The organism is Fulvivirga sediminis, from assembly GCF_016757215.1.
Classification (GTDB): domain Bacteria; phylum Bacteroidota; class Bacteroidia; order Cytophagales; family Cyclobacteriaceae; genus Fulvivirga; species Fulvivirga sediminis.
On the sequence record NZ_JAESIY010000008.1, the window covers coordinates 209158 to 232499 of the forward strand.

The following is a 23342-nucleotide window of genomic DNA, read 5'->3' on the forward strand; positions in this document are numbered from 1 at the left end:
CCAAATCATTAATAGTATTCCTCATTTAATTTCTTCATAAAAAGAGTATCAGACCGCTGCTCTAAAAAATGCGTCTTATCCCGACGTCTATTTGCAAAAAAAGAATAAACCGTATCCGTATTATATCCATTTTTTTCAAAAATTAAATCATCGACAAAAGTAGAACTCCTTCTTTTTAGTGAAAAATATCCTTTTTTGTTGGTATGTGTATATTTCGAAGGGAATCCATCAACAGAAACTTTAACCCCTGACAAAGGTTCGTTATTATAATTAAATACATAGCCTCTATAGTGATCACTTAACTTTTGTTCACAGCTTGTGGCTGTAATTAAAACAATGATTATTAGCTTGGTTATTGGTTTCATTCTAATTCTAATTTAGTAAGCCACACTAGACCTAATAGATCTTTTTCAGAGAGTACTACTCTTTGAAAATAGTCGGATGGAAGGTAATCATCTGCATATTTCATTAGGTCAATTTCCTCACCATGAGACGGGTATTTTGTGCCTTTAACAGGATCTTGAAGAATTACACTGGGATGAGAAGTGCCTTTATGGGTATATGAGTGGTATTTACCGTCTAATTCCACTAATAATTGATGGCCTATTTCATGAGCGGAAGTTTCTTGAAAATCTAGAATAGCATCAGATGACTTTTGATAATCCCATTTCCTTCTTTTTATATAACCTTCTTTATAGTATAATTTTCTTGATGCAAACCAGTTATGAGAACGGTTAAATGTCGTGTTTTCTGAATTAGTAAAGTAGATAATTTCTGGTGCTACCATCCCCTCCGCATCGTATTTGCAATTGATGAACACTTCATAGAGTTCCTTATTTACATAAACCCCTTTGCCTATATTTGTACTATTCCTTTGCCAGTATTTTTCAATACCGTCTAAAGCTAATTGTTTTAAAGCTTCAAAATCATTTTTTTCATTTCTTTTCTTTATTGGGGGGCGGTTAGGAATCAAATCCTTTTCAGGAATTTTATCCCAGGGACATTCCTTAATAATTATAGGGTCAGGAGCTACTATCTGCTCCGTGCATTCAATGCCTTCAGCCCCACCATCCTTCAGATTCACTCTTAACGTAACATCGATCCGTTTAGTGTTTTTATTGATTTTCACATCAACCCATTCTACTTCCTCGTAATTGGCTTCGAAATCTATGGAATGCCTGTCGGTGCAGCCTTCTTTATCTTTGCCTATGGCATAAAAATTTAAGCTTTTTGCCTTTGTTAATTTGGCCGAATCGAAAATGCCATCACAATCAAACCCATCCCATTTCCAGGTGTGTTCTCCTTGGGTGAGCTTATCTTTATCAGTGATTTTTTCTTCATACCATACGGTACTGCCATTTCTGATTTGCATAAGCATTTCAACGGCGTCATTGTCTTCAATATCATAAGTAAATTGAAAAAAATCACGTTCTTGGTTTCCAGAATAGTCAGGAATACCAAGCGGTACAAAATAGGGCATGTTATGATAGTTTAGCTTTTACTTTAAGTTCTTTGGGTTGTTCACTATTACCCTTTTCCTCTGAAGATGACGCCTCTGTTTGGCCAAAGGTCTTGCGCCAATAGGTAGAATACTCAGCAGATGAAGCTGAATCCTGAACACCGCCTGCCGTGATTATAATAGTCTCTTGCATAGGCTGCTCACTTTGATGTTTAAAACCTTGATGGTTATAAACCACGTGACAATCATAAAAAGTGATCCTTCGGCTCTTTCCTCCCTGAATACTGGGGACGTATTCAAGTACTAACTTTTGAATTTTATTTTGTGCCTGCGTGGCAAATTCGAAAAAGGTATTGTCTCTGGATGCTTCTAATACGACTTCTAAACCAGTAAAAGTAGGTGCTGATGACGGCTTGCCAGATTCATCTATCTTTTGCCTTATACCGTACTCAGCTTCAATAACGTTGTATGAGTTTTCCTCATAGTGCAACTTAGCTATAATGCCCATAGTAATAATGATAATAATAAATATAAGCTGCTAAATTATCTTTTAATTATTCTATATTCTTATCGATGTAATGTTTTAAGGGTTATTCGAAAATTTAATTACTCTATTGGGTCTTATTGATACTTTTTAGTTAAAAAGTGCTGTGCGGCGGTAGTAAGATCTCTCCATATTTTGTTAAAAGCATTATCGCGAAAGGTGGCGTACATGCCGAGGTGATGAAATAGATTGTGGCTGCTTTCATTGGCGAAACTGATATAATTATCAATGGCGTTGTTAAACTTTTGGAGTAAATCTTCAGAAAGGCCATTTTGCAAATGCGACCAACAGTTTTGAGCTTCTTCATAAAAATGCTCAGTGAGCTTTTCACTTTCTTGTTCGGCGGTTTTTAAGATTTGCTGTAAAGAAGATTCTTTTTGAGAAGGTAAATTTTCGTATTGGTAATATACATTAGCTTCATTGAGTAGGTGCTTGAACATGCCTATTAAAACTGCGGTGATGCACCCACGAGCAAATTCATTGAAAGGAAAGTGATAAATAAGGTAGTTGTAATCATTTATAACCCTATCAAAGTTAAAGCTCATGTGTTTAGGTACTTGTGCATTTTTCACCTGTATGCTATGAGAAAGGGTGTTTTCCATGCCATAGGCCTTCCAGTCATTAATAATTGATACCTGATCAGGGTCAAAGGCAAAGGCACTAATAGCTGAAGAACTGTCTATGGTGCAGTTAGCGGTGAAGAGGGTGGCGTAGTGGCTGCCACTACAATATTTCCACTGGCCCGTAACTTCGTAACTTCTTTCACTGGTTACAGCATTGCCGTTAGCCATGCCGCTGCCTGCTATTACAAATTCTGGCTGACTTATATACTTATCTACCACCTCTTTGGATAGATAACCTGTAAAATACCCGCCTCCAGAGCCTATTTGTACGGCCCAGCCGAAATCACCATCTATATAGGCACTCATTTCCATGATCTTCAGTCCTTCAGGAAAGCTACACTCTAAGCCTCCCAACTGCTCAGGAACAAATATTTTAAACAGCTTGTGCTCATAAATAAGATCGAGAATTTCTGCTGGAAAATGATCCTGATAGTGCTGCTGTAAAAAAGTATTTCTAATGAGGTCTATGGTAGGACGGTTGAAGTGTATCATGTAGCAATGTTAAAGAATGTAAAGGGGTTCGGAAAGGGTTTGCGGAAGTTTAGGCAGTTTTATTCATCTCCTAAACTTGACGGTTCGGTAGGTCAATGATACGATTAGGGAAGTCTTTATTTTAAATATGAAAATTCATCGCCTAATTGGTGGCATAATAAACAAAATACGATGAAAACAATATTATTTATTTTGGCTCTTGCAGTAGCTGTAGCAGCTAAGGCTCAAGACACATTTTCACTTACGGTAGAGGTAAAAGGCACTTTTTCTAATAAAGGAGAATTGAAAGCGGCCCTTTTCAATAATTCAGCTGATTACCTCAAAAATCCATATAAGGCTATAGCCATCAACCTGGAAACAGAAGAAAACCACAGTGTGGTGTTTGAGGATTTACCGGCCGGAGAGTATGCCATATCTGTGATCCACGATGCAAATAAAAATGGAAAGCTGGATTTTGGTAATATGGGGCCTACAGAAGCGTATGGCTTTTCTAATAACCCACCTAGTATGTATGGCCCCGCGGAGTATGCTAAAGCCAAATTGGATCTGACGCAAGATTTAACCATTACTATTACTATACAGTAGGTGATAATCTTTTATTTACTGAGAAATATTTAATAATTTACGCAGCTATGGCTAGTTTTTTTACAGCGCAAAGATTTAAAAAGGAGTTAAAAGAAATTCTTATTCTTACCCTTTTAGGGATTGCCAATGGCTTTTTGTTATGTAATGACTGTATGACTTCGCCAGATAAGCTGATGGCATCGGTGGCCATATGTATGCTTTTTTGGGTGCTGATGTATAAAGGCAATATTTACATCTCACACCTTATAGATAAGAAAATTTCATGGCTGGATCAGCCCGTTAAACGTCTCATTATAGGAGTAGCAGGTCATGCTGCTTTTACATCTTTAGCGGCATTACTTATTATTGACCTTACGGGCAAAATCTTTAACCTGCAGTGGAGGAATATCAGCACTACTGTTATGTATTCTACAGGTATAGCCATACTAGTAAGTTTGGTGCTACACAGCTATAAGTTTTTAATTTCTTGGAGACAAGTGGCCATAGAAGCAGAGAGAGTGAAAAAAGAAGCGGCTGTTTCAAAATATGAGTCATTAAAAAATCAGGTGAATCCGCACTTTCTTTTTAATAGCCTCAATGCCCTCACCACGTTGGTGTATGAAGATCAGGACGTGGCGGCTAAGTTTATCAAAAAGCTGTCTGAAGTATATAGATATGTGCTGGAATCTAAGGATATGGAACTGGTGCCATTGGCTACGGAGATCAAATTTGTAGAAGCCTATATTTTTCTTCAAAAGATCAGGTATGAAAATGACCTTGATTTCGAAGTGCTAATCAATGGAACTCAGCATATGATTATACCATTATCTGTACAGATGCTGGTAGAAAATGCCATAAAGCATAACACCATTTCTGCTGAAGAGCCTTTGCATATAAGTATACGAGAAAATGATGGTTTTTTGGAAGTGGTTAATAATTTGCAGAGGAAGAATATAATTAAAGAAGAATCATCACACACGGGACTAGATAATATAAAAGCACGGTTTGCCTTTGTTAGTGATGCTGAAGTACAGATAACAGACCATAACCATGAATTTAAAGTAAGACTGCCACTTATCAAATTAAAAAAATGAAGGTTTTAATTATAGAAGATGAGCGCCCGGCGGCCAGGAGGCTGGAGAAGTTGCTCGAGATTTATAATGATAGTATTGAGGTGGTGGATAAAATACCCTCGGTGAAGAATGCCGTAAGCTGGTTTAATAATAATAATAAGCCTTTAGATCTGGTGTTTATGGATATTCAGCTGGCTGATGGACTGAGCTTCGAGATATTTGAGCATATAGAGATGCCAGCTCCTGTTATATTTACTACTGCCTATGATGAATATGCTTTGAAAGCTTTTAAAGTCAATAGCATTGATTATTTATTGAAGCCCATAGATATAGAAGAACTTACAACGGCCATAGAAAAATGGGAACGTATTACTAAGAAAAGTTTTGATGAGAGTGCCATGGTTAAACAAATAGCAGAGGCCATGACCATGCTGCAGACTAACTATAAAAATAGGTTTATTGTAAAAATTGGAGAGCACGTCAAATCTATAGCTATTGCTGATATTCAATACTTTTATAGTAAGGAAAAGGCCACTTTTTGCCATGCTACTGATGGCAGAAACTATTTGCTGGATCATCCGCTAGAGAAGATAGTAGAGATGGTTAACCCTGAAAAATTTTACAGAGTTAACCGAGGATATATTATTTCTATGGAAGCGTTTGATGATATTATTAGCTACTCTAACAGTAGGTTGAAAATCAACTTGAAAGATTGTGATGATGAAGTCATCGTAAGTCGTGATAGAGTAGGGGACTTTAAAAAATGGCTTGATAACTAACATTTCATTTATAAATTATCCAGTTTTTTAAGATCACTTTCCATTTTCAGTATGCTTTTGCCATACATCCATTTAGCAAGAAACTTTACTATAAGCCAGGTAGCTAAGTAGCAGAGTGGAGCAAAGGCAAGCTTATAAGTAATAAGTGCTGAACTGAAGTAGGTTCCGTGTTCATAGAAATTCACCCTTGCCAGATAAGTGATAAATAGTAGAGTAGAAATACAAGGAATGGCCGTTTCATATATTTTTATATACTTTTTCAGCTTGCGGATAGTTTTGGTCATAGCTGATTTCACACCATTGGCTTCGAAATCAAGCTGATTAATGAGGTTATACTTTATTTTATAATGCAAAGTAAGCACCAAGGCCATAGTGATGAGTTCAGCACTTATCCATAGACGATCTTTAAGGCCCATCAGAAAAGAATATGAAATGAAAGCCACAATAGTAACAATCATGAGCAGAGCATCAAACAGCATGCTTCTATTGAGTACTTTTAACGATCTTTTGGTTTTTACTTCAAAAATTTCGTTAATCTCTCTTTTGCTATATTTTGCCTCATCAGTTTGAGCTTTCCATGATTTTCTTAGTTCGTCTAGTTCCATCACAATGTATTCAAAATGTCTTTTAACTTCTTTTTAGTCCTGTTCAGTTTTACGCCCACATTGGTGATACTGAGTTCCATAATGTCAGCAATCTCCTGATATGATTTTTCTTCCATGTAGAGCACTATTAAGGCCTTTTCTACATCAGAAAGCTTACTTATGGCCATATTTAAAGGCTCAAATTCATACTGATCAACGTTTTCGCCGGCTTCGTCGACAGGTAGTTCATGTACCTCTCTTCGATTCTTTTTCTTCTTTAACCGTGAAATAGCTGTGTATAGACTCACCCTATACATCCAGGTTGTAATTTTGGCCTTACCCTTAAAATTGGGATACCCTTTCCATAGCTGTAGCATTATTTCCTGAAAAAGGTCATTATAATCATCCTGATTGTCAGCATAAATATGACATACCTTATGGATAATTCTCTGATGCAGATCTATTATCTGTAAAAAGTCTTGTTCTATAGATTTCAAGGCAAATGATTATTCGCTTATAATAGTCTTTTAGTGGTTGACTTTATTACAACGTGGTGGATTTTTATTTCTGATGGCCTTTGAAAAGGACAGGAATTCAAAAGTAAATGATTAACAAATATAAAGGTGCAGGAATTTTTAGAGTCTTTCATTTACCGTGTCACAGACACTCATAGCCATTGATAAATCATTAGACCCTTCGGTAAGAATAAGTGGGCAAAGTGTATTTAGTTTTAACCGTATAAAAGTTACAATTGAACTGCCATCAGGATATATATAAAGATTTATTAATATTTTATGGCACGAATAGTATTGGGAATAAGAAACGTAAGAGCTAGCTCTTATTCAATTGATGATGTTCCTTTTATCAAGGATAATATAGATGCTTTTAATAGACCATATAATGGGCTTGATTTTTATAATCGGAAGGGTGAAAAGCGAAATAAGATAGAGAAACGGGTATCGTACTTTCATTTATCATATATTCCAGTATTTCCTGTTGGTTCTGCCTGGACACTGAGGAAAGAGGATGGTAATATTTATGATCTGGGAGGTGCTAAGTATGAGATAGAAAAGAACTTAGGAAAAACTAGAGCCCCTTGGTATACATTCCTGCTACCTCTGCTTGCGATTACTATTGGTGCTATTTTTCTAATACATGAATATACTTCTTCCTATATAAAGCATCTAAGTTATATCGAGTCAGTAGAGAATAAACAAGCTCAGCTTCTTCATCAGTTAGATAGCTTACCTACTCCCTATTTCATGGTTTTAAAGACGCTTCAATATAAGAAAAATTACCAGCGAGTTGACTCCATTAAGAATAATGTATATTATATAAGTCAGCTTCCCAGTCATGTCAATGATTTGGCATTAGGAGACCAAGAATACGCGGTTATAAAAGCATTCAATAAATATGAACTGCAGCATAATCAATACTCTAAAGATTCAGTTGCTTCATACATATTTTCAGTGGCAGATATTGACAGTCGGATAAGAAAGCCATTAGAACTAGAAAGGTTAATAGCAGGAGAACAGTACAATAAGCCTTTAATAAATTTTAATTTTCATGTTAGAGGTTTAACCATCAAAAATATAGGTAAGCCTGTTACTTTATTGGAATTAGAAAACAAAGATGATCATGACAATCAATGGAGTGTTGAAAGCAATACATTCATGGATACAGGTCAATCTATTCGAGCAACTTTCATTCCTGGTGATGAGAAAGAAACACTAACACATCTTGTTTTAAGCTTCTTTGATAATGAAAAGGTGTATACTTATGAAGTAAAAGCAACTTATTATCAACAACGAGGTATGAATTTTTTTGGCCAAAATTCGGTGAAATTGCTTTAATTTAGATCTATTGAGTACCATCAGGGTCTTTTTAAGTTCAAAAAGCTGACTTAGCTCTATATTTAAGTTGTTGAGCTCTTCATGTGAATGTTGGTGCCCTTGCTATTCATAGTCTCAGTCTACGAACTTTATAATGTCCACAAGTGCTTGTGACAAGGTATTAAAAGTGAAATCGTTTATGTTTCAGGTAATTTTGATAAACCCTAAGCCACCTTTCGATAAGACAAAAGGTCATGACCTTAAATAATCACCATAAATTATTTTACTATGAAATTCATGGGAAATGATTTAGATTGAACTCATAAAAAATAAGAGTATTTTCCTTCTCTTGTTTGTGATTTTTTAATAACTAAATCTGAAGATTAATGAAAAATTTAAGAAATGTAATGGCCATTTTTGTAGTGCTGATGTTAGTGGCTTGTGATAGCGATGATGATTCTGTAGATGAGAATCTGGAAAATAATTTTATTGGTACATGGAGAGGTGAGAGTGCTGATTACTGGTATCAATTTGTTTTTAACGAAGATTTGACTGGCAATAGGACTGATTCAGACAAAGAATATGACGACTTTACTTATACCTTTACTGCTGATGAAATAGATTTTACCACCGGCTTTCCTGAAGGGAAGTATGATTATAAATTTTTGAATGACAAAACGTTAGTGCTATACTTCTACACTGATGATCCAGATACATTAATTAAGCAATAAACTTTTGTTGTTCGTAGTCCTTGACTACGAACACTCCAAGGTTACAACAAAACAATTAGCAAGCACCCCTTTTCCATAACGGGTCACATTATTAGAATCGGAATAGCCATTAATCCGGCCATCACCGGTACTTGTGACCATCAATTACCTTTGGTTTCCCTTCGCTAACACTTAGAGGCCCCGCTTTACTTAAAAGCTTCACAAAAGCGATGAGTCCTTTTACTATGAAATTTATCGGAAATGGTTTAGATTCGACCCCACTAAAAAAATAAAAGAATGTCTGTGTCTTATGCAGATGTTGAGTTGAATTGAAGAAAAATGAAAATAAGACAAATAGCAGTACTGATTTTTAGTGTTTCAGTTGGCTTTTCTTGTGAAAATAACAAGGACAAGGAAACTACAAGCTATCAATATTTTGACCGACTAACATCTGACACCGTTTCGGCTGAAAAACTGATAGCTGTGACGGACGAAGAATATTTACAATTCGGAGCAAACGTTGCCTTTGTAAATCAGAGTAATGATACCATTATTTCTTTCGGTAAGTACGCATACTATGGCACAGATACATTGGAATTTTATGCTAATGTAATTGAGCATACAACTGATAGTACTTACGGAAGACAAATGGCAATAGACAGAAATCAAAATGTTTTGTTTGACATTGTAATGTTTGATAATGGGCCAGAGCCATTTAATGAAGGATTAACAAGGGTTCTTCGAAACGGAAAAATGGGATATGCTAATAAGTTTGGACAAGTAGTCATTCCTTGCGAATATGATTTTGCCAAGTGGTTTGAAAATGGAAAAGCAGAAGTAACTTACCGTGCTGAAGAGCATATTGATCCGGATGGCCATAAAAGAGTTGAAAGTGATGAATGGTTCTTTATTAACAAAAAAGGACAGAAATTATAATAAGGTACAACTAGTTAGGATTACTTGTCTATTAAGCTAACCTGGTACTCTTTTCGTGCTTTCAATAAAGGATATGAAATTACTAGACGAACAATATTCTTCTGTAATGTGATTTTAAGGGAGAATTTTATTTGTTTAATTCCATGATTTCAGGAATTTTAATGTTTAAACATGGAATTATAAGTAGATATAAAATGGTTTTTTAGTTAAAAAAAGTTACATTGGTTGTAACAAACAGATAATGACTTCAGTCTAAGAACATAACAACCATAACTTACCATGCTAAATCTTAAGCAATTACCTCTAGAGAGGATTTTCTCTCTTTCTTTGTTTGCTTCTTTTGTGGTGGTTTCCTGTGTGTGTTGGGGAAAAATATTGTGGGGTGAAACTTCTGCATGGGCTAATAAAAGGCCTGAAATAAATATTTCAGAATCCGAAAAACAAAAGATCACTGACAATCTGGTGATATTTAATAACGCTGTGGTGTTATTCGTAAAGCATCTTCCTAATAAATAAGCTCAGATCAAAACCCTGAGTTTCTCAATTACTTCATCTTCTGGTCATTGATTTTACTTCAGTGTAGAATTTATTGCACGATATATGGCAATTCACTTCTATTTGATCAGTAAAATCCCTTTATTTATTGCTTGGGCTCCACATTACTTGTTGGTGCGATTTTTTCTAAGAATTAATTAATAATTAAAAGACAACATCACTATGAAACGAATTCTTGTGCCTTCTGATTTAAGTGACATTTCAGAGAATGCTTTGCAAATGGCAGCAGATATTGCTGATATCACGAAAGCAGAAATTTTTTTGGTAAACTTTACAGATCATCCGTTCGGACAGACATTTACCGCTACTGGTGAGCTGGATAAAAAGTTTAGCGATGAGGAAAGTTTATTTACCGTACAATTAATCCGGAAGAGACATAAAGACCTGGAAGTACTAGCTACTAAATATGGATATGGTAGTGATGTAAGGGTGATAAACTTTGAGGTGTATGGAGAAGAGCTTCAAAACGGCATAGACGAATACATAAAAGCTAATAGCATTGATCTGGTAGTGATGGGAACCAGCGGAGAAGAATCTATTGATGAGATTTTTTCAGGTAACCATGCAGAGCAGGTGATAGAAAGGGCTAGTTGTCCGGTAATCACGGTTAAGGAGAAGTATGTTAAATCTTCTTTTAAAAGCATTGTACTAGGAGTAGATGCAGAAAAAGATCGTCATGATAACTTTACCCAAGCCGCAGCTTTGCTAAAAGATCTGGTAGAAGGGTTAGGAGCAGAATTACATATTGTAAATGTGTCTAAATCAGTGGAAGATAAGGTGGATACTGAGAAGAAAATATCAGCCTTTACTACTAAGCATAACATTCTAAGCAATTCTATTACGGTAGTGGAAGCTGATGACATTGAAGAAGGGCTGATCAATTTTGCTCATCAAAAATCAGCTTCTTTATTGGCAGTTCTTACTCATGTAGAAGATAGCTTCTTCAGGATGTTTTCTCACAGCCTGGCCGAAGATTTAAGCATGGAGTCTGATGTGCCAGTATTAACAATCAATCTTCACACAATTTAAATCAAATATTATAAGTGGGTAGTATAGAAGAAGTAGAAGCCAATATGAGCTTCTCTATTAAGAAAGTATTTTACGTTCTTGCTGTTCTTTTTGGCATATCAGCATTGTTGTTTTTCGGCAGACCTGTAATAGTACCGATGGCCTTTGCTCTTCTTATTTCTTTTATACTTTATCCCGTTTGTCGGTTTATAGAAGCCAAAGGAGTAGGCCGCTTGTGGTCTATTCTTTGGACTATGTTGGGAGTAGCTCTGTTTTTAGTAGGACTTATAACCTTATTTGGCTCTCAGATAGTTAAAATCATGCAGGATTTTACTGATTTTAGTAACCGCCTGCATGAAATTTTGGCTTCATTAACCTCATTCATTAATGAAAAAGTCTCCATACTACCTAATGTAAGTGAGAATGATATAATGGATATGAGCAAAGATTGGTTCTCCAGTAAAGGTAATAAACTGGTAGGAGCGATGCTCAACAATACTTCTGAGTTTATAACAGGTTTTGTGCTAACTGTTATTTATGCTTTTTTATTACTACTATATAGGAATGGGTTAAAGCGTGCTTTTGTGAATTTTGCAGCTTCTGATAAGCAAGAAGATTATGCCCATATGATAGATAACATGCAGCGTGTAGGGCAAAAATATCTCACAGGCATGTTTACGCTTATCGTAATTCTTGGTGCCTTAAATAGTATAGGCCTATTACTTTTAGGTATAGATTACGCCATCTTCTTTGGTTATCTGGCCGCTTTTTTGGCTATTATACCTTACGTAGGCACATTAATAGGAGGAGCCATACCTACGCTCTATGCTTTTATGAATTATGATTCTATATGGTATCCTCTTGGAGTAGTCCTTATTTTCTGGTTTGTTCAAATGTTAGAAGGAAATTTCCTGAGCCCTAAAATAGTAGGGGGTAACCTGAATTTAAATGCCTTGGTGGCTATCATAGCCCTGATTATAGGTGGTTCTGTATGGGGTATCCCTGGCATGATCTTGTTTTTACCTTTTACCGCAGTGTTTAAGGTGGCATGCGAACACTATAAGCAGCTAAAACCTATTAGCTATCTATTAAGAAATGACCTTTATAAGAAAGAGGAAAATGAAGGGAGTCTCAAGAAAAAAATGCAAAAAATACTTAAAAAGTGAAGGTTTCAGAATGGGCTATGAATTATTGGAAAGTAATAAAAAACACGGTAAAGGAGTTTATTGCCGATGATCCCATGAGCTATAGCTCGTCGATCGCCTTCTATACTATATTTTCGCTTCCTGCCATTTTAATAATAACAGTATCTATAGCCAGCTCAGCTTATGAAGATGAGGTGGTGCGTAACAACCTCATGGAACAGATTCAGAGTTTGTTTGGAGCTACTAGTGCCGAAGAAATTGACAAAATATTAGCCAACGCTGATGGACTGGGAGATTCAGTGATAGCAAAGATAATCGGAATAGGTACTCTTATCTTTAGTGCTACTACGGTATTTGTTTCGTTGCAAAATGGCCTAAACCGTATTTGGAGAATTAAGCCTAAGCCTGAAAAAGGTTTCATTAAGTTTATCGTCAACAGGCTTCTTTCTTTAGCTATGATCATTAGCATAGGCTTTTTGCTTCTGGTTTCATTAGTGGTCGATACTCTTATCGTGGTTTTTAACAATATCCTTTCTGAGCTTTTTAGTGGAGGTACTTATTATATTGTTTCGGCAGTGAACCTTGGCTTTTCCTTAGCCATTATTACATTGGTTTTTGCCATGATATTCAAAATCCTTCCAGATGCTAAGGTGGAGTGGAGAGATGTGTGGGTAGGGGCTTTTGTTACCACCGTTTTATTTACTTTGGGTAAGTATCTTATTGGCTTTTACCTCGGAAATAGTTCATTGAGTAATGCTTACGGAGCAGCAGGATCGCTGGTGTTATTATTAGTATGGGTTTATTATTCTTCAGTTATCGTGCTATTTGGAGCTGAGTTTACCTTTGTTTATTCTAAAGAAATAGGCCATAAAATAAGGCCAGACAAAGGAGCAGTTATTGTGCGGCAGGTAGAATCTGAAGAAGGAAATGTAAATGAATAATGAAAAAATCTTTAAAGGTACTTTTAGTTGTTTTGGTGTTGCTGATTGGAGGTCGAATCTATTTGCCCTTTTGGATCACCGATTATGTAAATAAAGTATTAGACGAAGTAACAGGATATAGTGGCTCCATTGAAGGAGTAACCTTAAGCTTATATCGTGGCGCTTACCAGATTGAGGGTCTTAAAATGGTGAAAACCGGAGAAGACATACCCGTACCTTTTTTAGATATTGAAAACATTGATTTATCTATACAGTGGGGAGCCTTGTTTAAGGGTAAGGTAGTGGGAGAGGTAGAGCTACTCAAACCAAAAATCAATTTTGTAGTGTCTTTGGCAGATAGTACTCAGGCAGAGCAAACCGGGGAAGGCACCGATTGGACAGAGCCGATAAAGGATCTTATGCCATTGCAAATCAACCATTTTGCTGTAAATAATGGAGTTATTGCTTACCGTGATTTTAGTAGTGATCCTAAAGTTGATATTTCTATAGATAGTTTACAGTTGCAAGCTACTAACTTAGGTAATGCAGAGCGTAAAAAAGGAACCTTGCCTAGTGATATTAGTGCTACTGCAACATCAGTGGGCGGTGGGGTACTCAGCTTAAAGGCCAAGGCAAATTTACTGAAAGAAATACCAGATTTTGACATGAACGCTAAGTTTGAAGGTGTTGATATGCCTGCATTAAACGATTTTGCTCAGGCATATGCAAAGCTGGATTTCGAAAAAGGCACTTTTAACCTGTATTCAGAAATGGCGGTAGCAGATGGCCAGCTAGAGGGGTATGTAAAACCGATAATGAATGATTTGCAGATAGTGAATTTTTCTGAAGACAAGAAAAAGCCTTTGAAGTTAATCTGGGAAGGTTTTGCCGAATTAGTGAAAGAAATATTTGAGAACCACCCGCATGATCAGTTTGCTACTAAGGTGCCTATGAAAGGTGATTTAAATAACCCCAAGACTAAGATATGGCCCACTATAGGGAATATATTTAAAAATGCCTTTATACAAGCTATTCAGAAAAAGACGGATGACTCCGTTTCTTTTGAAGATGTAGTAGGGGAGAAATAGAATATTACTCTATTTTGGGGAATAATTTACACACATTCGTTTACTTAAGATCCCTTTAAAAGTGATGTAGATAGCAGCGTAATAATCAATGAATATTGTTGTTTTGGCTCAAAGGTAATCAAATCATTGATTTCATAATACTTACCATAGTCCGACATGGTATTTGCATTTAGCTACCATAAATTTTAAAATACCGGATGGATAACGACTACTTAGGTAAGTACTCACTACACTTTCTTTTTTTACTTTTTATAGCTTCTTGTAGCACTGTAAAGCCCTACTATGGTAAGTCTTATAAAGGATGGCGAAATGATAGCATGCCTGATGCGCAGGTAGACCATACTGTATATCTCATAGGAGATGGTGGGGATTTGCCTACCGGTGAAATGCCCCCCTTATTAAAGTTGCTCAGGAAAAACCTGAGGCAGGAGCCGGATTCTGCCAGCACAGTAATATTTTTGGGAGATAATATCTATGAGAGAGGTTTGCCTGAGGCTTCTGCTTTTAATAGAAAGGAGAAAGAAGATATCATAAAAATGCAGATGGATGTAACGCAAGGTTACAGCGGGCGCGTGATTATTATACCAGGAAACCATGATTGGGATAAAAGCGGCCCAGATGGACTGCAGGCTGTGAATAGGCAGGAAGAGCTGGTTGAGGAGTACATGAAAGCGCATCATCAGAATGTGTTTTTGCCTGACAACGGCTGCCCGGGCCCTGTAGAGATTGCTGTAAATGAGCATATGACCATCATAGTTTTTGATGTAGAATGGTGGCTCCGTACCTATGATAAACCTCGAGCCCCAGAGAATGGGTGCAGCGTAGAGGATCGGGTAGACTTCTTTATTCAGCTGGAGGATATGATCAGGCGAAATGATGGTAAGCATGTGTTGCTGGCTACTCACCACCCCGTAGTGAGTAATGGAAACCATGGTGGGCATTATAACTTTATGGATAATATTTTTCCGCTCCGCCTGGTGAGAGATCATCTATATGTCCCACTGCCGGTTATAGGTTCTTTATATCCTATTTTGAGGAAATCAGGAGCTAGCAGCCAAGATATTCCCAGTAGCGATTTTCAAGATTTTAAAAAGGCCATGATGTCTATCATTGAGCAAAGGAGTAATGTTACTTATGTAGCGGGGCATGATCATAATTTGCAAATGCATAAGGAAGGCCTCATGCATGAAATAATTAGTGGTGCGGCTTCTAAATCTAACTTTGCAGCCAGAGGATTTGGTGCTGCTTACGTACAGCAGACAGCAGGTTTTGCCAAGCTAGTATATTATAAAAATGGGCAGGTGTGGGTAGAGTTTTATACTGCCGATAAAAAGCACCCCGAAGGCTTACTTACTTTTAGAAGTTCTCTTTACTCGCTCAACCCTGAGAAAACACCAGCGGCTGATAAAACTAAAGTGCCAGACTATACCGATAGTGTAAAGGTAATGGCAGCCAATAAGAATTATAGTATGAGTAAAACGGGCCAGTTCTTTTTTGGTAAGCATTATAGAGATGAATGGACTACCCCTGTGGAGGTACCATATATTGACTTGAAGAGCTATCAGGGAGGCCTCACGCCAGTGAAGAAGGGTGGAGGGAAGCAGACTATTTCTATCCGATTTATTGATGACGATAGTGTGCAGTATAACCTTCGTTCTGTAGATAAGTTTCCTGCAGGAGCTATTCCAGAGGTATTTAGAGATACTTGGGTAAATGATTTGGTAAAAGATCAGATAAGCACAGCGCATCCTTATGGAGCACTGGCGGTACCTCATATGGCAGATGCCATAGGCATTTATCATACAGAGCCAGAGCTTTATTATACGCCTTATACACCTTATTTGGGGGCTTATATCAATGATTTTGGAGGAAGAATGGGGCTTATGGAAATTAGGCCTGATGAAGATTTAAGTGCCTATAAGCGCTTTGGGTTCTCTAAAAATATAGTCAGTACCACCACTTTGTTTGAACACCTAAAAAAGGATAATGACAATGAAGTGGACGCGGACATGTATCTGAAATCAAGGCTGTTTGATATGTTGATTGGTGACTGGGACAGACACGATGATCAGTGGAGGTGGGCTGAATATGAAAAGGAGGGAAAAGGTTCTGTTTTTCGCCCTGTGCCGCGAGATAGAGATCAGGTATTTGTACTTTATGATGGAGTAGTCCCTTGGTTACTCAGTAGAAAATGGGCTTTTAGAAATTTTAGCAATTTTGATTATCTTATTACTGATGTAAAAGGGCTTAATCAATCTGCTATAAATATAGATCATGCACTTTTAAGTGAGTTAGATAAAGAAAAGTGGATTGATATAGCTGGGAATATTCAAAATGAGCTTACCGATGAAGTAATAGAAAAGGCAGTAAAGCAGCTGCCAAAAGAGGTTTACCCCTTGTCGGGCCGAGAGATCGTTGCCAAGCTCAAATCAAGAAGAGATCATTTGCAACAATATGCCACCGATTACTATCAGTACCTTTCTAAAGAGGTGAATGTAGTAGGTAGTAATAAGCATGAATATATTAAGGTAGAGCGGTTAAATGATGATGAAACAAGAGTACAAGTTTTCAAAACATTTAAAGACGGTAAAGTAGATAAGCAAATTTATAATAGAACTTTTTATACCCAGGAAACGGATGAGATAAGAATTTTTGTGAGAGATGGGTATGATAAAGTAGAGATCAGTGGACAGGTTAACAAAGGTATTAAGATAAGAGTAGTAGGAGGAGGGAAGCAAAAAAGTGAATTTATTGATGAGTCATCAGTGGCAGGCCCTGTTAAAAAAACTATTTTCTATGATCATATAGATAATGAGCCTAACCTGAAGCCAGGTAAAGAAACCAGAGTAATTACATCAAAGCACGAATGGGTAACTGCTTATGAGCGAGATAGCTATCATTATAATTATGCTGGCCCGAAGTTTTTAACGCAGTATAATGTAGATGATGGTATTTATTTGGGAGTAGGCGCGAAATGGATAAGTTATGGTTTTAGAAAAGATCCTTTCAAAGCAAGTCATAATCTAATAGCTAATTATGCTGTGAATACCACAGCTTTTAATTTTCAATATCAAGGAGTTTTTAATTCTGTTCTGGGGCATCATTGGGATATAACTCTAGATGCTAAGGCTAATGGCCCCAATTATGTATTTAATTACTTCGGACAAGGCAACGAAACGGAAAACGCCAGAGGGATTGATTACTACAGAGTGCATATGAACAGCATCAAGCTAAACCCTGCTATAGTTAAAAGATTTTCTAGTGTTTTTAAGGCTGGAGTAGGTCCAAATTATGAATATATAGATGTAGAAGAAAATAATGACAACATTTTGGCCACTGATATTGTCAATAATAAGGAGGTAACAAGAGATGGCAGGTCCTTTACGGGGCTTCGTTTTTTTACCGAAGTGGCTCTGGCAGATCAGACGGTGAACCCAGAAAAAGGAATGAAATGGAGAAATGAGGTTAATTACTGTAATGAAATCAATACAGGAAATGCTGAATTTACTCAGTATCGTACTGACCTCTCATTTTATTTCACACCTAACCTACCTATCAAGGTTACTTTTGCCTCCAGAGTAGGAGCGGCTACTAATGTGGGAGATTATTACTTCTATCACTCTAATTTTGTGGGTAATCTAGAAAATTTAAGAGGTTTTAGAAGAACGCGCTTTGCAGGGAAAACCAGCTTTTATAACAATAACGAAGTGCGTTTTAAGCTCTTAAGGTTAAGAAATAATCTCGTTAATGGAAGCGTAGGCTTATTTGGTTTCTTTGATCAAGGACGGGTGTGGAGTAAGCAAGGGAACTCTAATAAAATGCATAGGTCTTACGGGCCCGGTGTTTATTTACATTTTTTTGAAGTGTTTTTACTTTCAGGATCATATGGTATTTCTGAGGAAGATCAATTATTCACGTTTAAAGCAGGATTTTTATTTTAAGATATATGAGAAAAATAGCAATTATTGCCATAATGGGACTCATGGGGTTTCAGGCTTTGGGTCAAGTAGATGTCGATACCGATAAAGAAGAAGAGGATGACTGGCCTTCTCCAAATGTGACCAATATGATGCCAAGAGGTATCGTGGCAAGATATACTCCTGTGGTTGGTTATGATATAGATACTAAAAGTAATATGTCGGGTTTGCCTGACGCCAAGGGCGAGGTGAGTCACTTGAATAAGTTACGTTTTAAAATTAAAATTCCTATTGTGATAAGAGATAGGAGTAACTTTATAATAGGTTTTGATTATGCACAGAGCGAATACAATTTTAAAGGAGAAGGATATAAGGATTATGCCTTGTATCGTGCTCTGAATGATAAAGACCTCAAGTCTAGGGTAGTGAAAGCGTATTATAATCATGCATTTGATAAAAAACATTTTATTTATGTGCGTGCTTCGGCTGCCTTCAATGGTGATTTAAGTAATGATGACATACCTTTTTACAACTTTGCTAACTACTCCTTAGCCACTATATATGGATGGCAGAAAAACCCTGATGATGCATATGGAATAGGCCTTTACCTTTCTTATAATTTAGGTAGAAGAAGTATATACCCTGTGTTTTTATGGAATAAAACCTGGAATGAAAACTGGGGCTTTGAATCCAAAATACCTGCTGATTTTAACATAAGGTATAATGTAAATGAAAAGCAACGGTTCTTTTTCGGCTATGAAGTGAGCGGTGATAGTTATAATATAGCCTTGGATTATGAACAGCTGGCCAAGTTTAATGATTTACAACTGAGAAGGTCAGATGTGCTGGCTTCATTAAGTTATGAAAGGGCAATAATTAGTGATTTTATTTGGCTGGGTTTATCTGCTGGTTATAGATTCAACCTTAGGTTTGATATAGCGGAAGATAACTCTTTTAATAGAGAAGAGATATTAGAAAATACAGTTACACCAAGCCCTTATTTTGAGGCAATGATATTCTTTACGCCTAGCGAAACAATTAAAAGTATATTTTTAGACGACTAAAACAGAACAATTATGGAAATAATGGTAATTATACTATATGTAATCATCTCTATAGCAATACTATTTGGAGTGATGTTTTTTATTCGCCGCAAAAGAGAAAAGGATTCTGGGCGAAGCACCTCTCACAAGGTGCACGATTTGAAAGCGGAAGAAGGAGCAGACGATAAATAACATTAGATTACAACAAAAAGCCTTATGACTATTAAATTCATAAGGCTTTTCTTATGGTCTTCTGGTGGGGTATATTTAATTGATATTAATCTTTTCTTCTGGGGCCTCTATACCAGTGCTGGATCTAAAACCTGTCAGTAGTGATTTCCACCAGTAGTTGAAAATTGACTTTTTCTTATCTCTTTCAAAAGATATTTCCCCAACCCTGAATTTACCATCGTCTTTAGAATTATTAGTTTTTACTACGAAGGTGTTGGCTATAAATGATTTTATGTTTTGACCTAACCCTTCGCTGGTATGGTCATCTTTATCTAATGTATTAATTTTCAGGCCTTCATATTCAAAATACATTTTACCATCGGAGCTATTGTTATTATAGGTAAAATCAAAATTCAGGCTCAATAACTTCCCTTCTTTAATTTGAGTAAAACCTACATACTCAATCATAGGGTTAATATGAGCTAACTCCATTGGTTCAAGGCTACCTGATACTGAGTAAGGGTCACCTTTATCATCAATAGGAAATTTGAAAGAGGCCTTAAGTAAACCTTCTCCCATGATATTGCATTGAGCATCCATTTGGGCGGTGTGATTAATTTTTTCAAGCAAAGCACTGTCTGTGTTAGTGAAATGATAGAAAGAAGCATACAGGTGATCAAAATGAACTCTGCCGGGGCCTACAGCCTTTTTGATGTACTCCTGATATTCAATCCGTGCATCTTTAACCATTATGGTATCAATATTAACTTTAATCGGCAGCTGAGTCATAATATCTTTGAAGAGTTCGGTGTTGGGTTTCTCTGGAAATGGGAGTCTTTTATCTCTAAATAAAAGCGCATTTAATCCATTTACCGTAACGGAGCCTGCATGATAAGTAGAGTCATTGAAAAGCTCTTTAAAATTAATGTGTTTAATGGCTATTGACTGATTCTGAATGTCCATCCAATCTATCTCATGACCTACTTCCAAACCCATATCAAACTTACTGTATTGAGAAGTAATACTGGCACTGTCTAGTGTCAAGCTGCTGTCTTGCAGGCTTAGTTTTAGTTTTTTGAACTCAAATAGATAAAGGCTATCTGGTTTAAAGGCTATATTTTCCATGTCGAACGTCAGTTCTTCCACATCAAAAAAGTTGTATTCATGAGCCTCGGTAGAATCTGTTGCTAACTCGGTAAGTTCAAAATTAAAATCAGCCCGTAGCATGGGATTGGCCAGAGTGCTATCGGCATGAAGTATTTCTATTTTACCGTCAGAAAACGCTATTTTTCCGATTTTTATTTTAGGCAGTTTAGGGGTGCTGCCAGAGGTTTGGCTACTGTCTTGGGCATTTTGTTTCTGTTTTTTACTAACCAGTTGAATATTAGGATTATATAAGTGAATGTTGTTGATAGATATCTTTTTATTTAAGAGGTAAGTAACTAAGCCTATTCCTTTAATCTCTAATTGATCAGTAGATATTTTATATTGACTACTACTGTCTTTAGCATGGTTTATAGAAAGGTTTGAAATGGAGAAATTTCCTGAACTTAGGTCTATAGAAAAGGAATCGTACTTAAGGTTCCATGGGCTATGGCTTAGCGAGTCTAGCTTCTCTGTAATTTTATCTCTGACATAAGGGTTTGCATATTGCTTTACTAAAAAAATGCTAATACCTGTCAGCGCTATCAACACCACTGCGGTGATGATTATGATTTTACTACTTTTCTTTTTTTGCAAGTTGATCAGTTTTTTATTATTACAAGGGAAATTTCATGCCATTTAGAAAACCTTAAAAAAAGATAACCAAAATTGATTGCGACTGTTTAATGTAGAGATAATTCCTCGCAAAATTATATTCAATGTTAGAAACAATTATTATAGTATTATCGGTTATAACCATCTTAGGCACCTTTATTAAGCTACTGAAGAAGGATGCATGGTGGATCCGTTTTTTTGATTTTCCTCAGGCGCAGCTCGCTGTTTTAGGTATGCTCTGTTTGATTGGAGTTATTGTGGAATTTAGCTTTAATGAGTGGTGGCATTTTGTCCTTACTCTTATACTTACCGGCGCTACCGTTTACGAAAGTATCATAGTTTTTCCTTATACCTGGTTGGCAAATAAAGAGTCTAAGCGAATTACGGGTGTGGATGATGCCTATACCTTGAGTTTAATGATTAGCAACGTTTACATGTATAACCGCGAGTATCAAAGATTGGTAAAAGTAGTGAAAGATACCTCTCCAGATGTTTTGATCTTGGTGGAAACCGATATGAAGTGGGAGCACGGAGTAAAAGAAATAGAGCAATACTATCCATATACAATTAAATACCCTATAGATAATACTTATGGTATTTTAATGTACTCCAAGTTGGAGCTTAGGTGTTCAGAGGTCAAGTTTATGGTGGAGGAAGATATACCTTCTATTCATACTTATGTAAAGTTGAGGAGTGGAGATTTGTTGAAGTTATATGCGATACACCCAGAGCCGCCTAGCCCTACTGAAAATGAGCGTTCTACGGAAAGAGATGCTGAACTTTACCTGGTAGCCCGGGAGGTGGAACAGGTAGAAGGACCAGTAATAGTGGCTGGAGATCTTAATGACGTGGCGTGGTCTCATAGTACCCGTATTTTTCAGCGTTTAAGCAGGCTGCTTGATCCCAGAAAAGGAAGAGGCTTTTTTAATACATTTAATGCCAAGATTCCTATTTTAAGGTGGCCTTTGGACCATGTATTTCATAGCAGACATTTTCGCTTGTTAGATATTCAAAGATTGCCAGCTATTGGGTCAGATCATTTTCCTATGTATATAAAGCTTGCGTATTCGCCAGATAACCTTAATGATGAGCCGCTGGAAGAGCCAGCTGAAGATGAGGAAAGAGAAGAAGCAGTAGAAAAAATAAGGGCAGCGCTGTAATTAGCGGTGCCCTTCAAATATATTGAATTTGCAGTCGAACTTCATACAGGAGTACACTTCCATAAGGTGTCGCTCCAGAGGTGATGTGATCTCAAGAAATATCACATGCATATTCATGATAATGTTCTTTGCCTTTTTTAGGTTAGGGGTACCCTGCTTTTTGTTGGTGTATAAATCATACTCTTTAGCTATCTCCCAGGCCAGATGAGCCTGATACTTCGTGTACCCTTTCACCTGATAGCTGAGTCTATTCACTACCTTTTCTGAAGTGCCTACATAGATCACTTCATCATTCTGTATAAAAGCATATAAGCCCTTAAAGTCGCTAACCCTGCCTATCTTTTTAATAACATTTTTTTCTCCTTGCCCTTTACCAAATAGGCTTTTCACAGGAAAGGGATGTTTTAATAAAGAATTAAGCATTTCCATTCTTCTGGGTAGTATGTCCTGAGCATAATCTTCAAAAGAAAGTTCGAAATTTTTCATGCTATAGATTTATAAGCGCCTCCCCGAAATTAGTCGGAATAGGATAGCTATTACAGCAAATACAAGTAGTACGTGGATCAAAGCCCCTATACTAAAAACGAAAAAGCCAAGAAGCCATCCTATAATCAGGAGCACTGCGATAATATAAAGTAAATCACTCATAGTTGTTTTAAGAATTAGTTTTGGAAGTGATATGAAAATCTTATGCCATAGCCCTTTTATTTAAAGGATAAGCCTTATAAGCTCATTACTACTTTGAAGGATGAGAATCGTGCACCTCCGAAGTGTAGAATTAAATACACGTTTTTCTTCTTTAATAATTATCTTCGCTCGAACAAAAGTGTAATTCTGAGGTTTAAATGATTAATGTTTGTTTGGTATAAAATTTTCACTTGCGGGAATAGTAAATAATGTAAACAAAATGATGATTCTAAACATTATATTATCACTGTTCCTTGGCTTTGCGGTTTTCATAGTTGCAATATGGTTTCTCTC

24 protein-coding genes are annotated in these 23342 nt (G+C 36.6%); 15 read left to right on the plus strand and 9 right to left on the minus strand.

Annotated elements, in window-relative coordinates; genetic code table 11:
- Positions 1-8: 8 nt before the first annotated feature.
- From JL102_RS15520 to JL102_RS15535, 4 genes are all read right to left on the minus strand, one after another.
- The gene (locus tag JL102_RS15520; protein WP_202245341.1) at positions 9-365 is read right to left on the minus strand and encodes a carboxypeptidase-like regulatory domain-containing protein; all 357 of its coding nucleotides are present in this window, start codon (positions 363-365) and stop codon (positions 9-11) included.
- Complete coding sequence (locus JL102_RS15525) at positions 362-1480, minus strand: hypothetical protein (protein ID WP_202245342.1); 1119 nt, start codon at positions 1478-1480, stop codon at positions 362-364. The genes JL102_RS15520 and JL102_RS15525 overlap by 4 nt, the downstream gene beginning before the upstream one ends.
- A gap of 1 nt (position 1481) precedes the next feature.
- Positions 1482-1967, minus strand: a complete 486-nt coding sequence (gene tssD, locus JL102_RS15530; protein WP_202245343.1) for a type VI secretion system tube protein TssD — start codon at positions 1965-1967, stop codon at positions 1482-1484.
- Positions 1968-2080: 113 nt separating this feature from the next.
- Positions 2081-3118 (minus strand): acyl-CoA dehydrogenase family protein, encoded by a 1038-nt coding sequence (locus JL102_RS15535; RefSeq protein WP_202245344.1) that lies wholly within the window; start codon positions 3116-3118, stop codon positions 2081-2083.
- Between the two features lie 171 nt (positions 3119-3289).
- Here JL102_RS15535 and JL102_RS15540 point away from each other — a divergent pair, with 171 nt between their 5' ends.
- The 3 genes from JL102_RS15540 to JL102_RS15550 are packed head-to-tail and all read left to right on the plus strand — an operon-like array spanning position 3290 to position 5534.
- Positions 3290-3703 carry a DUF2141 domain-containing protein gene (locus tag JL102_RS15540; RefSeq protein WP_202245345.1) on the plus strand — a complete coding sequence of 138 codons (414 nt, stop codon included), beginning with the start codon at positions 3290-3292 and terminating at the stop codon, positions 3701-3703.
- A 47-nt stretch (positions 3704-3750) separates the two neighbouring features.
- Positions 3751-4776 carry a sensor histidine kinase gene (locus JL102_RS15545; RefSeq protein ID WP_202245346.1) on the plus strand — a complete coding sequence of 342 codons (1026 nt, stop codon included), beginning with the start codon at positions 3751-3753 and terminating at the stop codon, positions 4774-4776.
- Positions 4773-5534, plus strand: coding sequence for a LytR/AlgR family response regulator transcription factor (locus JL102_RS15550; RefSeq protein ID WP_202245347.1), 762 nt, complete (start codon positions 4773-4775; stop codon positions 5532-5534). The genes JL102_RS15545 and JL102_RS15550 overlap by 4 nt, the downstream gene beginning before the upstream one ends.
- Positions 5535-5542: 8 nt before the next feature.
- Here JL102_RS15550 and JL102_RS15555 read toward each other — a convergent pair whose 3' ends face one another.
- Together JL102_RS15555 and JL102_RS15560 are read right to left on the minus strand one after the other, a co-directional pair.
- Positions 5543-6139, minus strand: coding sequence for a hypothetical protein (locus JL102_RS15555; RefSeq protein WP_202245348.1), 597 nt, complete (start codon positions 6137-6139; stop codon positions 5543-5545).
- Positions 6139-6615, minus strand: a complete 477-nt coding sequence (locus tag JL102_RS15560; RefSeq protein ID WP_202245349.1) for an RNA polymerase sigma factor — start codon at positions 6613-6615, stop codon at positions 6139-6141. Before JL102_RS15560 ends, JL102_RS15555 begins: the two co-directional genes overlap by 1 nt.
- Positions 6616-6912: 297 nt before the next feature.
- Here JL102_RS15560 and JL102_RS15565 point away from each other — a divergent pair, with 297 nt between their 5' ends.
- The 11 genes from JL102_RS15565 (at position 6913) to JL102_RS15615 (ending at position 19464) form a co-directional block, all read left to right on the plus strand.
- Positions 6913-7971 (plus strand): hypothetical protein, encoded by a 1059-nt coding sequence (locus tag JL102_RS15565; protein WP_202245350.1) that lies wholly within the window; start codon positions 6913-6915, stop codon positions 7969-7971.
- Between the two features lie 365 nt (positions 7972-8336).
- Complete coding sequence (locus JL102_RS15570; protein ID WP_202245351.1) at positions 8337-8681, plus strand: hypothetical protein; 345 nt, start codon at positions 8337-8339, stop codon at positions 8679-8681.
- Positions 8682-8999: 318 nt separating this feature from the next.
- Positions 9000-9596 carry a WG repeat-containing protein gene (locus JL102_RS15575; RefSeq protein WP_202245352.1) on the plus strand — a complete coding sequence of 199 codons (597 nt, stop codon included), beginning with the start codon at positions 9000-9002 and terminating at the stop codon, positions 9594-9596.
- A 279-nt stretch (positions 9597-9875) separates the two neighbouring features.
- Positions 9876-10112: a hypothetical protein gene (locus JL102_RS15580; protein ID WP_202245353.1), complete on the plus strand. Its 237-nt coding sequence runs from the start codon at positions 9876-9878 to the stop codon at positions 10110-10112.
- A gap of 201 nt (positions 10113-10313) precedes the next feature.
- Positions 10314-11180 (plus strand): universal stress protein, encoded by an 867-nt coding sequence (locus tag JL102_RS15585; RefSeq protein ID WP_202245354.1) that lies wholly within the window; start codon positions 10314-10316, stop codon positions 11178-11180.
- Between the two features lie 14 nt (positions 11181-11194).
- Positions 11195-12325, plus strand: a complete 1131-nt coding sequence (locus JL102_RS15590) for an AI-2E family transporter (RefSeq protein WP_202245355.1) — start codon at positions 11195-11197, stop codon at positions 12323-12325.
- Positions 12322-13245: a YihY/virulence factor BrkB family protein gene (locus JL102_RS15595; RefSeq protein ID WP_317191646.1), complete on the plus strand. Its 924-nt coding sequence runs from the start codon at positions 12322-12324 to the stop codon at positions 13243-13245. Before JL102_RS15590 ends, JL102_RS15595 begins: the two co-directional genes overlap by 4 nt.
- On the plus strand, positions 13245-14312 hold the full coding sequence (locus JL102_RS15600; RefSeq protein ID WP_202245356.1) for a DUF748 domain-containing protein: 1068 nt from the start codon (positions 13245-13247) through the stop codon (positions 14310-14312). The genes JL102_RS15595 and JL102_RS15600 overlap by 1 nt, the downstream gene beginning before the upstream one ends.
- A 197-nt stretch (positions 14313-14509) precedes the next feature.
- Positions 14510-18253: a ShlB/FhaC/HecB family hemolysin secretion/activation protein gene (locus JL102_RS15605; RefSeq protein WP_202245357.1), complete on the plus strand. Its 3744-nt coding sequence runs from the start codon at positions 14510-14512 to the stop codon at positions 18251-18253.
- A gap of 5 nt (positions 18254-18258) precedes the next feature.
- Entirely contained in the window at positions 18259-19293 is a 1035-nt protein-coding gene (locus JL102_RS15610; protein ID WP_202245358.1) for a DUF6268 family outer membrane beta-barrel protein, read from the plus strand.
- Positions 19294-19305: 12 nt separating this feature from the next.
- Positions 19306-19464, plus strand: coding sequence for a hypothetical protein (locus JL102_RS15615; RefSeq protein ID WP_202245359.1), 159 nt, complete (start codon positions 19306-19308; stop codon positions 19462-19464).
- A 75-nt stretch (positions 19465-19539) separates the two neighbouring features.
- On the opposite strand, the gene JL102_RS15620 is transcribed toward JL102_RS15615, so the two are convergent.
- Complete coding sequence (locus JL102_RS15620) at positions 19540-21183, minus strand: AsmA family protein (RefSeq protein WP_202245360.1); 1644 nt, start codon at positions 21181-21183, stop codon at positions 19540-19542.
- Positions 21184-21305: 122 nt separating this feature from the next.
- On the opposite strand from JL102_RS15620, the gene JL102_RS15625 reads away from it, so the two are divergent.
- Positions 21306-22361 (plus strand): endonuclease/exonuclease/phosphatase family protein, encoded by a 1056-nt coding sequence (locus tag JL102_RS15625; protein ID WP_202245361.1) that lies wholly within the window; start codon positions 21306-21308, stop codon positions 22359-22361.
- Here JL102_RS15625 and JL102_RS15630 read toward each other — a convergent pair whose 3' ends face one another.
- Together JL102_RS15630 and JL102_RS15635 are read right to left on the minus strand one after the other, a co-directional pair.
- Positions 22362-22847, minus strand: coding sequence for a hypothetical protein (locus JL102_RS15630; protein WP_202245362.1), 486 nt, complete (start codon positions 22845-22847; stop codon positions 22362-22364). It lies immediately after the preceding gene.
- 9 nt (positions 22848-22856) lie between these two features.
- The gene (locus JL102_RS15635; protein WP_202245363.1) at positions 22857-23009 is read right to left on the minus strand and encodes a lmo0937 family membrane protein; all 153 of its coding nucleotides are present in this window, start codon (positions 23007-23009) and stop codon (positions 22857-22859) included.
- Positions 23010-23342: the final 333 nt, after the last annotated feature.

What these genes read in the sequence shown, in the direction of transcription:
- JL102_RS15605 (WP_202245357.1), top strand. Translation starts at nt 14,510, where the DNA reads ATGGATAACGACTACTTAGGTAAGTACTCACTACACTTTCTTTTTTTA.
- JL102_RS15570 (WP_202245351.1), top strand. Translation starts at nt 8,337, where the DNA reads ATGAAAAATTTAAGAAATGTAATGGCCATTTTTGTAGTGCTGATGTTA.
- JL102_RS15520 (WP_202245341.1), bottom strand. Translation starts at nt 365, where the DNA reads ATGAAACCAATAACCAAGCTAATAATCATTGTTTTAATTACAGCCACA.
- JL102_RS15550 (WP_202245347.1), top strand. Translation starts at nt 4,773, where the DNA reads ATGAAGGTTTTAATTATAGAAGATGAGCGCCCGGCGGCCAGGAGGCTG.
- JL102_RS15610 (WP_202245358.1), top strand. Translation starts at nt 18,259, where the DNA reads ATGAGAAAAATAGCAATTATTGCCATAATGGGACTCATGGGGTTTCAG.
- JL102_RS15600 (WP_202245356.1), top strand. Translation starts at nt 13,245, where the DNA reads ATGAAAAAATCTTTAAAGGTACTTTTAGTTGTTTTGGTGTTGCTGATT.
- JL102_RS15525 (WP_202245342.1), bottom strand. Translation starts at nt 1,480, where the DNA reads ATGCCCTATTTTGTACCGCTTGGTATTCCTGACTATTCTGGAAACCAA.
- JL102_RS15565 (WP_202245350.1), top strand. Translation starts at nt 6,913, where the DNA reads ATGGCACGAATAGTATTGGGAATAAGAAACGTAAGAGCTAGCTCTTAT.
- JL102_RS15555 (WP_202245348.1), bottom strand. Translation starts at nt 6,139, where the DNA reads ATGGAACTAGACGAACTAAGAAAATCATGGAAAGCTCAAACTGATGAG.
- JL102_RS15545 (WP_202245346.1), top strand. Translation starts at nt 3,751, where the DNA reads ATGGCTAGTTTTTTTACAGCGCAAAGATTTAAAAAGGAGTTAAAAGAA.
- JL102_RS15580 (WP_202245353.1), top strand. Translation starts at nt 9,876, where the DNA reads ATGCTAAATCTTAAGCAATTACCTCTAGAGAGGATTTTCTCTCTTTCT.
- JL102_RS15540 (WP_202245345.1), top strand. Translation starts at nt 3,290, where the DNA reads ATGAAAACAATATTATTTATTTTGGCTCTTGCAGTAGCTGTAGCAGCT.
- JL102_RS15535 (WP_202245344.1), bottom strand. Translation starts at nt 3,118, where the DNA reads ATGATACACTTCAACCGTCCTACCATAGACCTCATTAGAAATACTTTT.
- JL102_RS15635 (WP_202245363.1), bottom strand. Translation starts at nt 23,009, where the DNA reads ATGAGTGATTTACTTTATATTATCGCAGTGCTCCTGATTATAGGATGG.
- JL102_RS15615 (WP_202245359.1), top strand. Translation starts at nt 19,306, where the DNA reads ATGGAAATAATGGTAATTATACTATATGTAATCATCTCTATAGCAATA.
- JL102_RS15575 (WP_202245352.1), top strand. Translation starts at nt 9,000, where the DNA reads ATGAAAATAAGACAAATAGCAGTACTGATTTTTAGTGTTTCAGTTGGC.
- tssD (WP_202245343.1), bottom strand. Translation starts at nt 1,967, where the DNA reads ATGGGCATTATAGCTAAGTTGCACTATGAGGAAAACTCATACAACGTT.
- JL102_RS15630 (WP_202245362.1), bottom strand. Translation starts at nt 22,847, where the DNA reads ATGAAAAATTTCGAACTTTCTTTTGAAGATTATGCTCAGGACATACTA.
- JL102_RS15585 (WP_202245354.1), top strand. Translation starts at nt 10,314, where the DNA reads ATGAAACGAATTCTTGTGCCTTCTGATTTAAGTGACATTTCAGAGAAT.
- JL102_RS15625 (WP_202245361.1), top strand. Translation starts at nt 21,306, where the DNA reads ATGTTAGAAACAATTATTATAGTATTATCGGTTATAACCATCTTAGGC.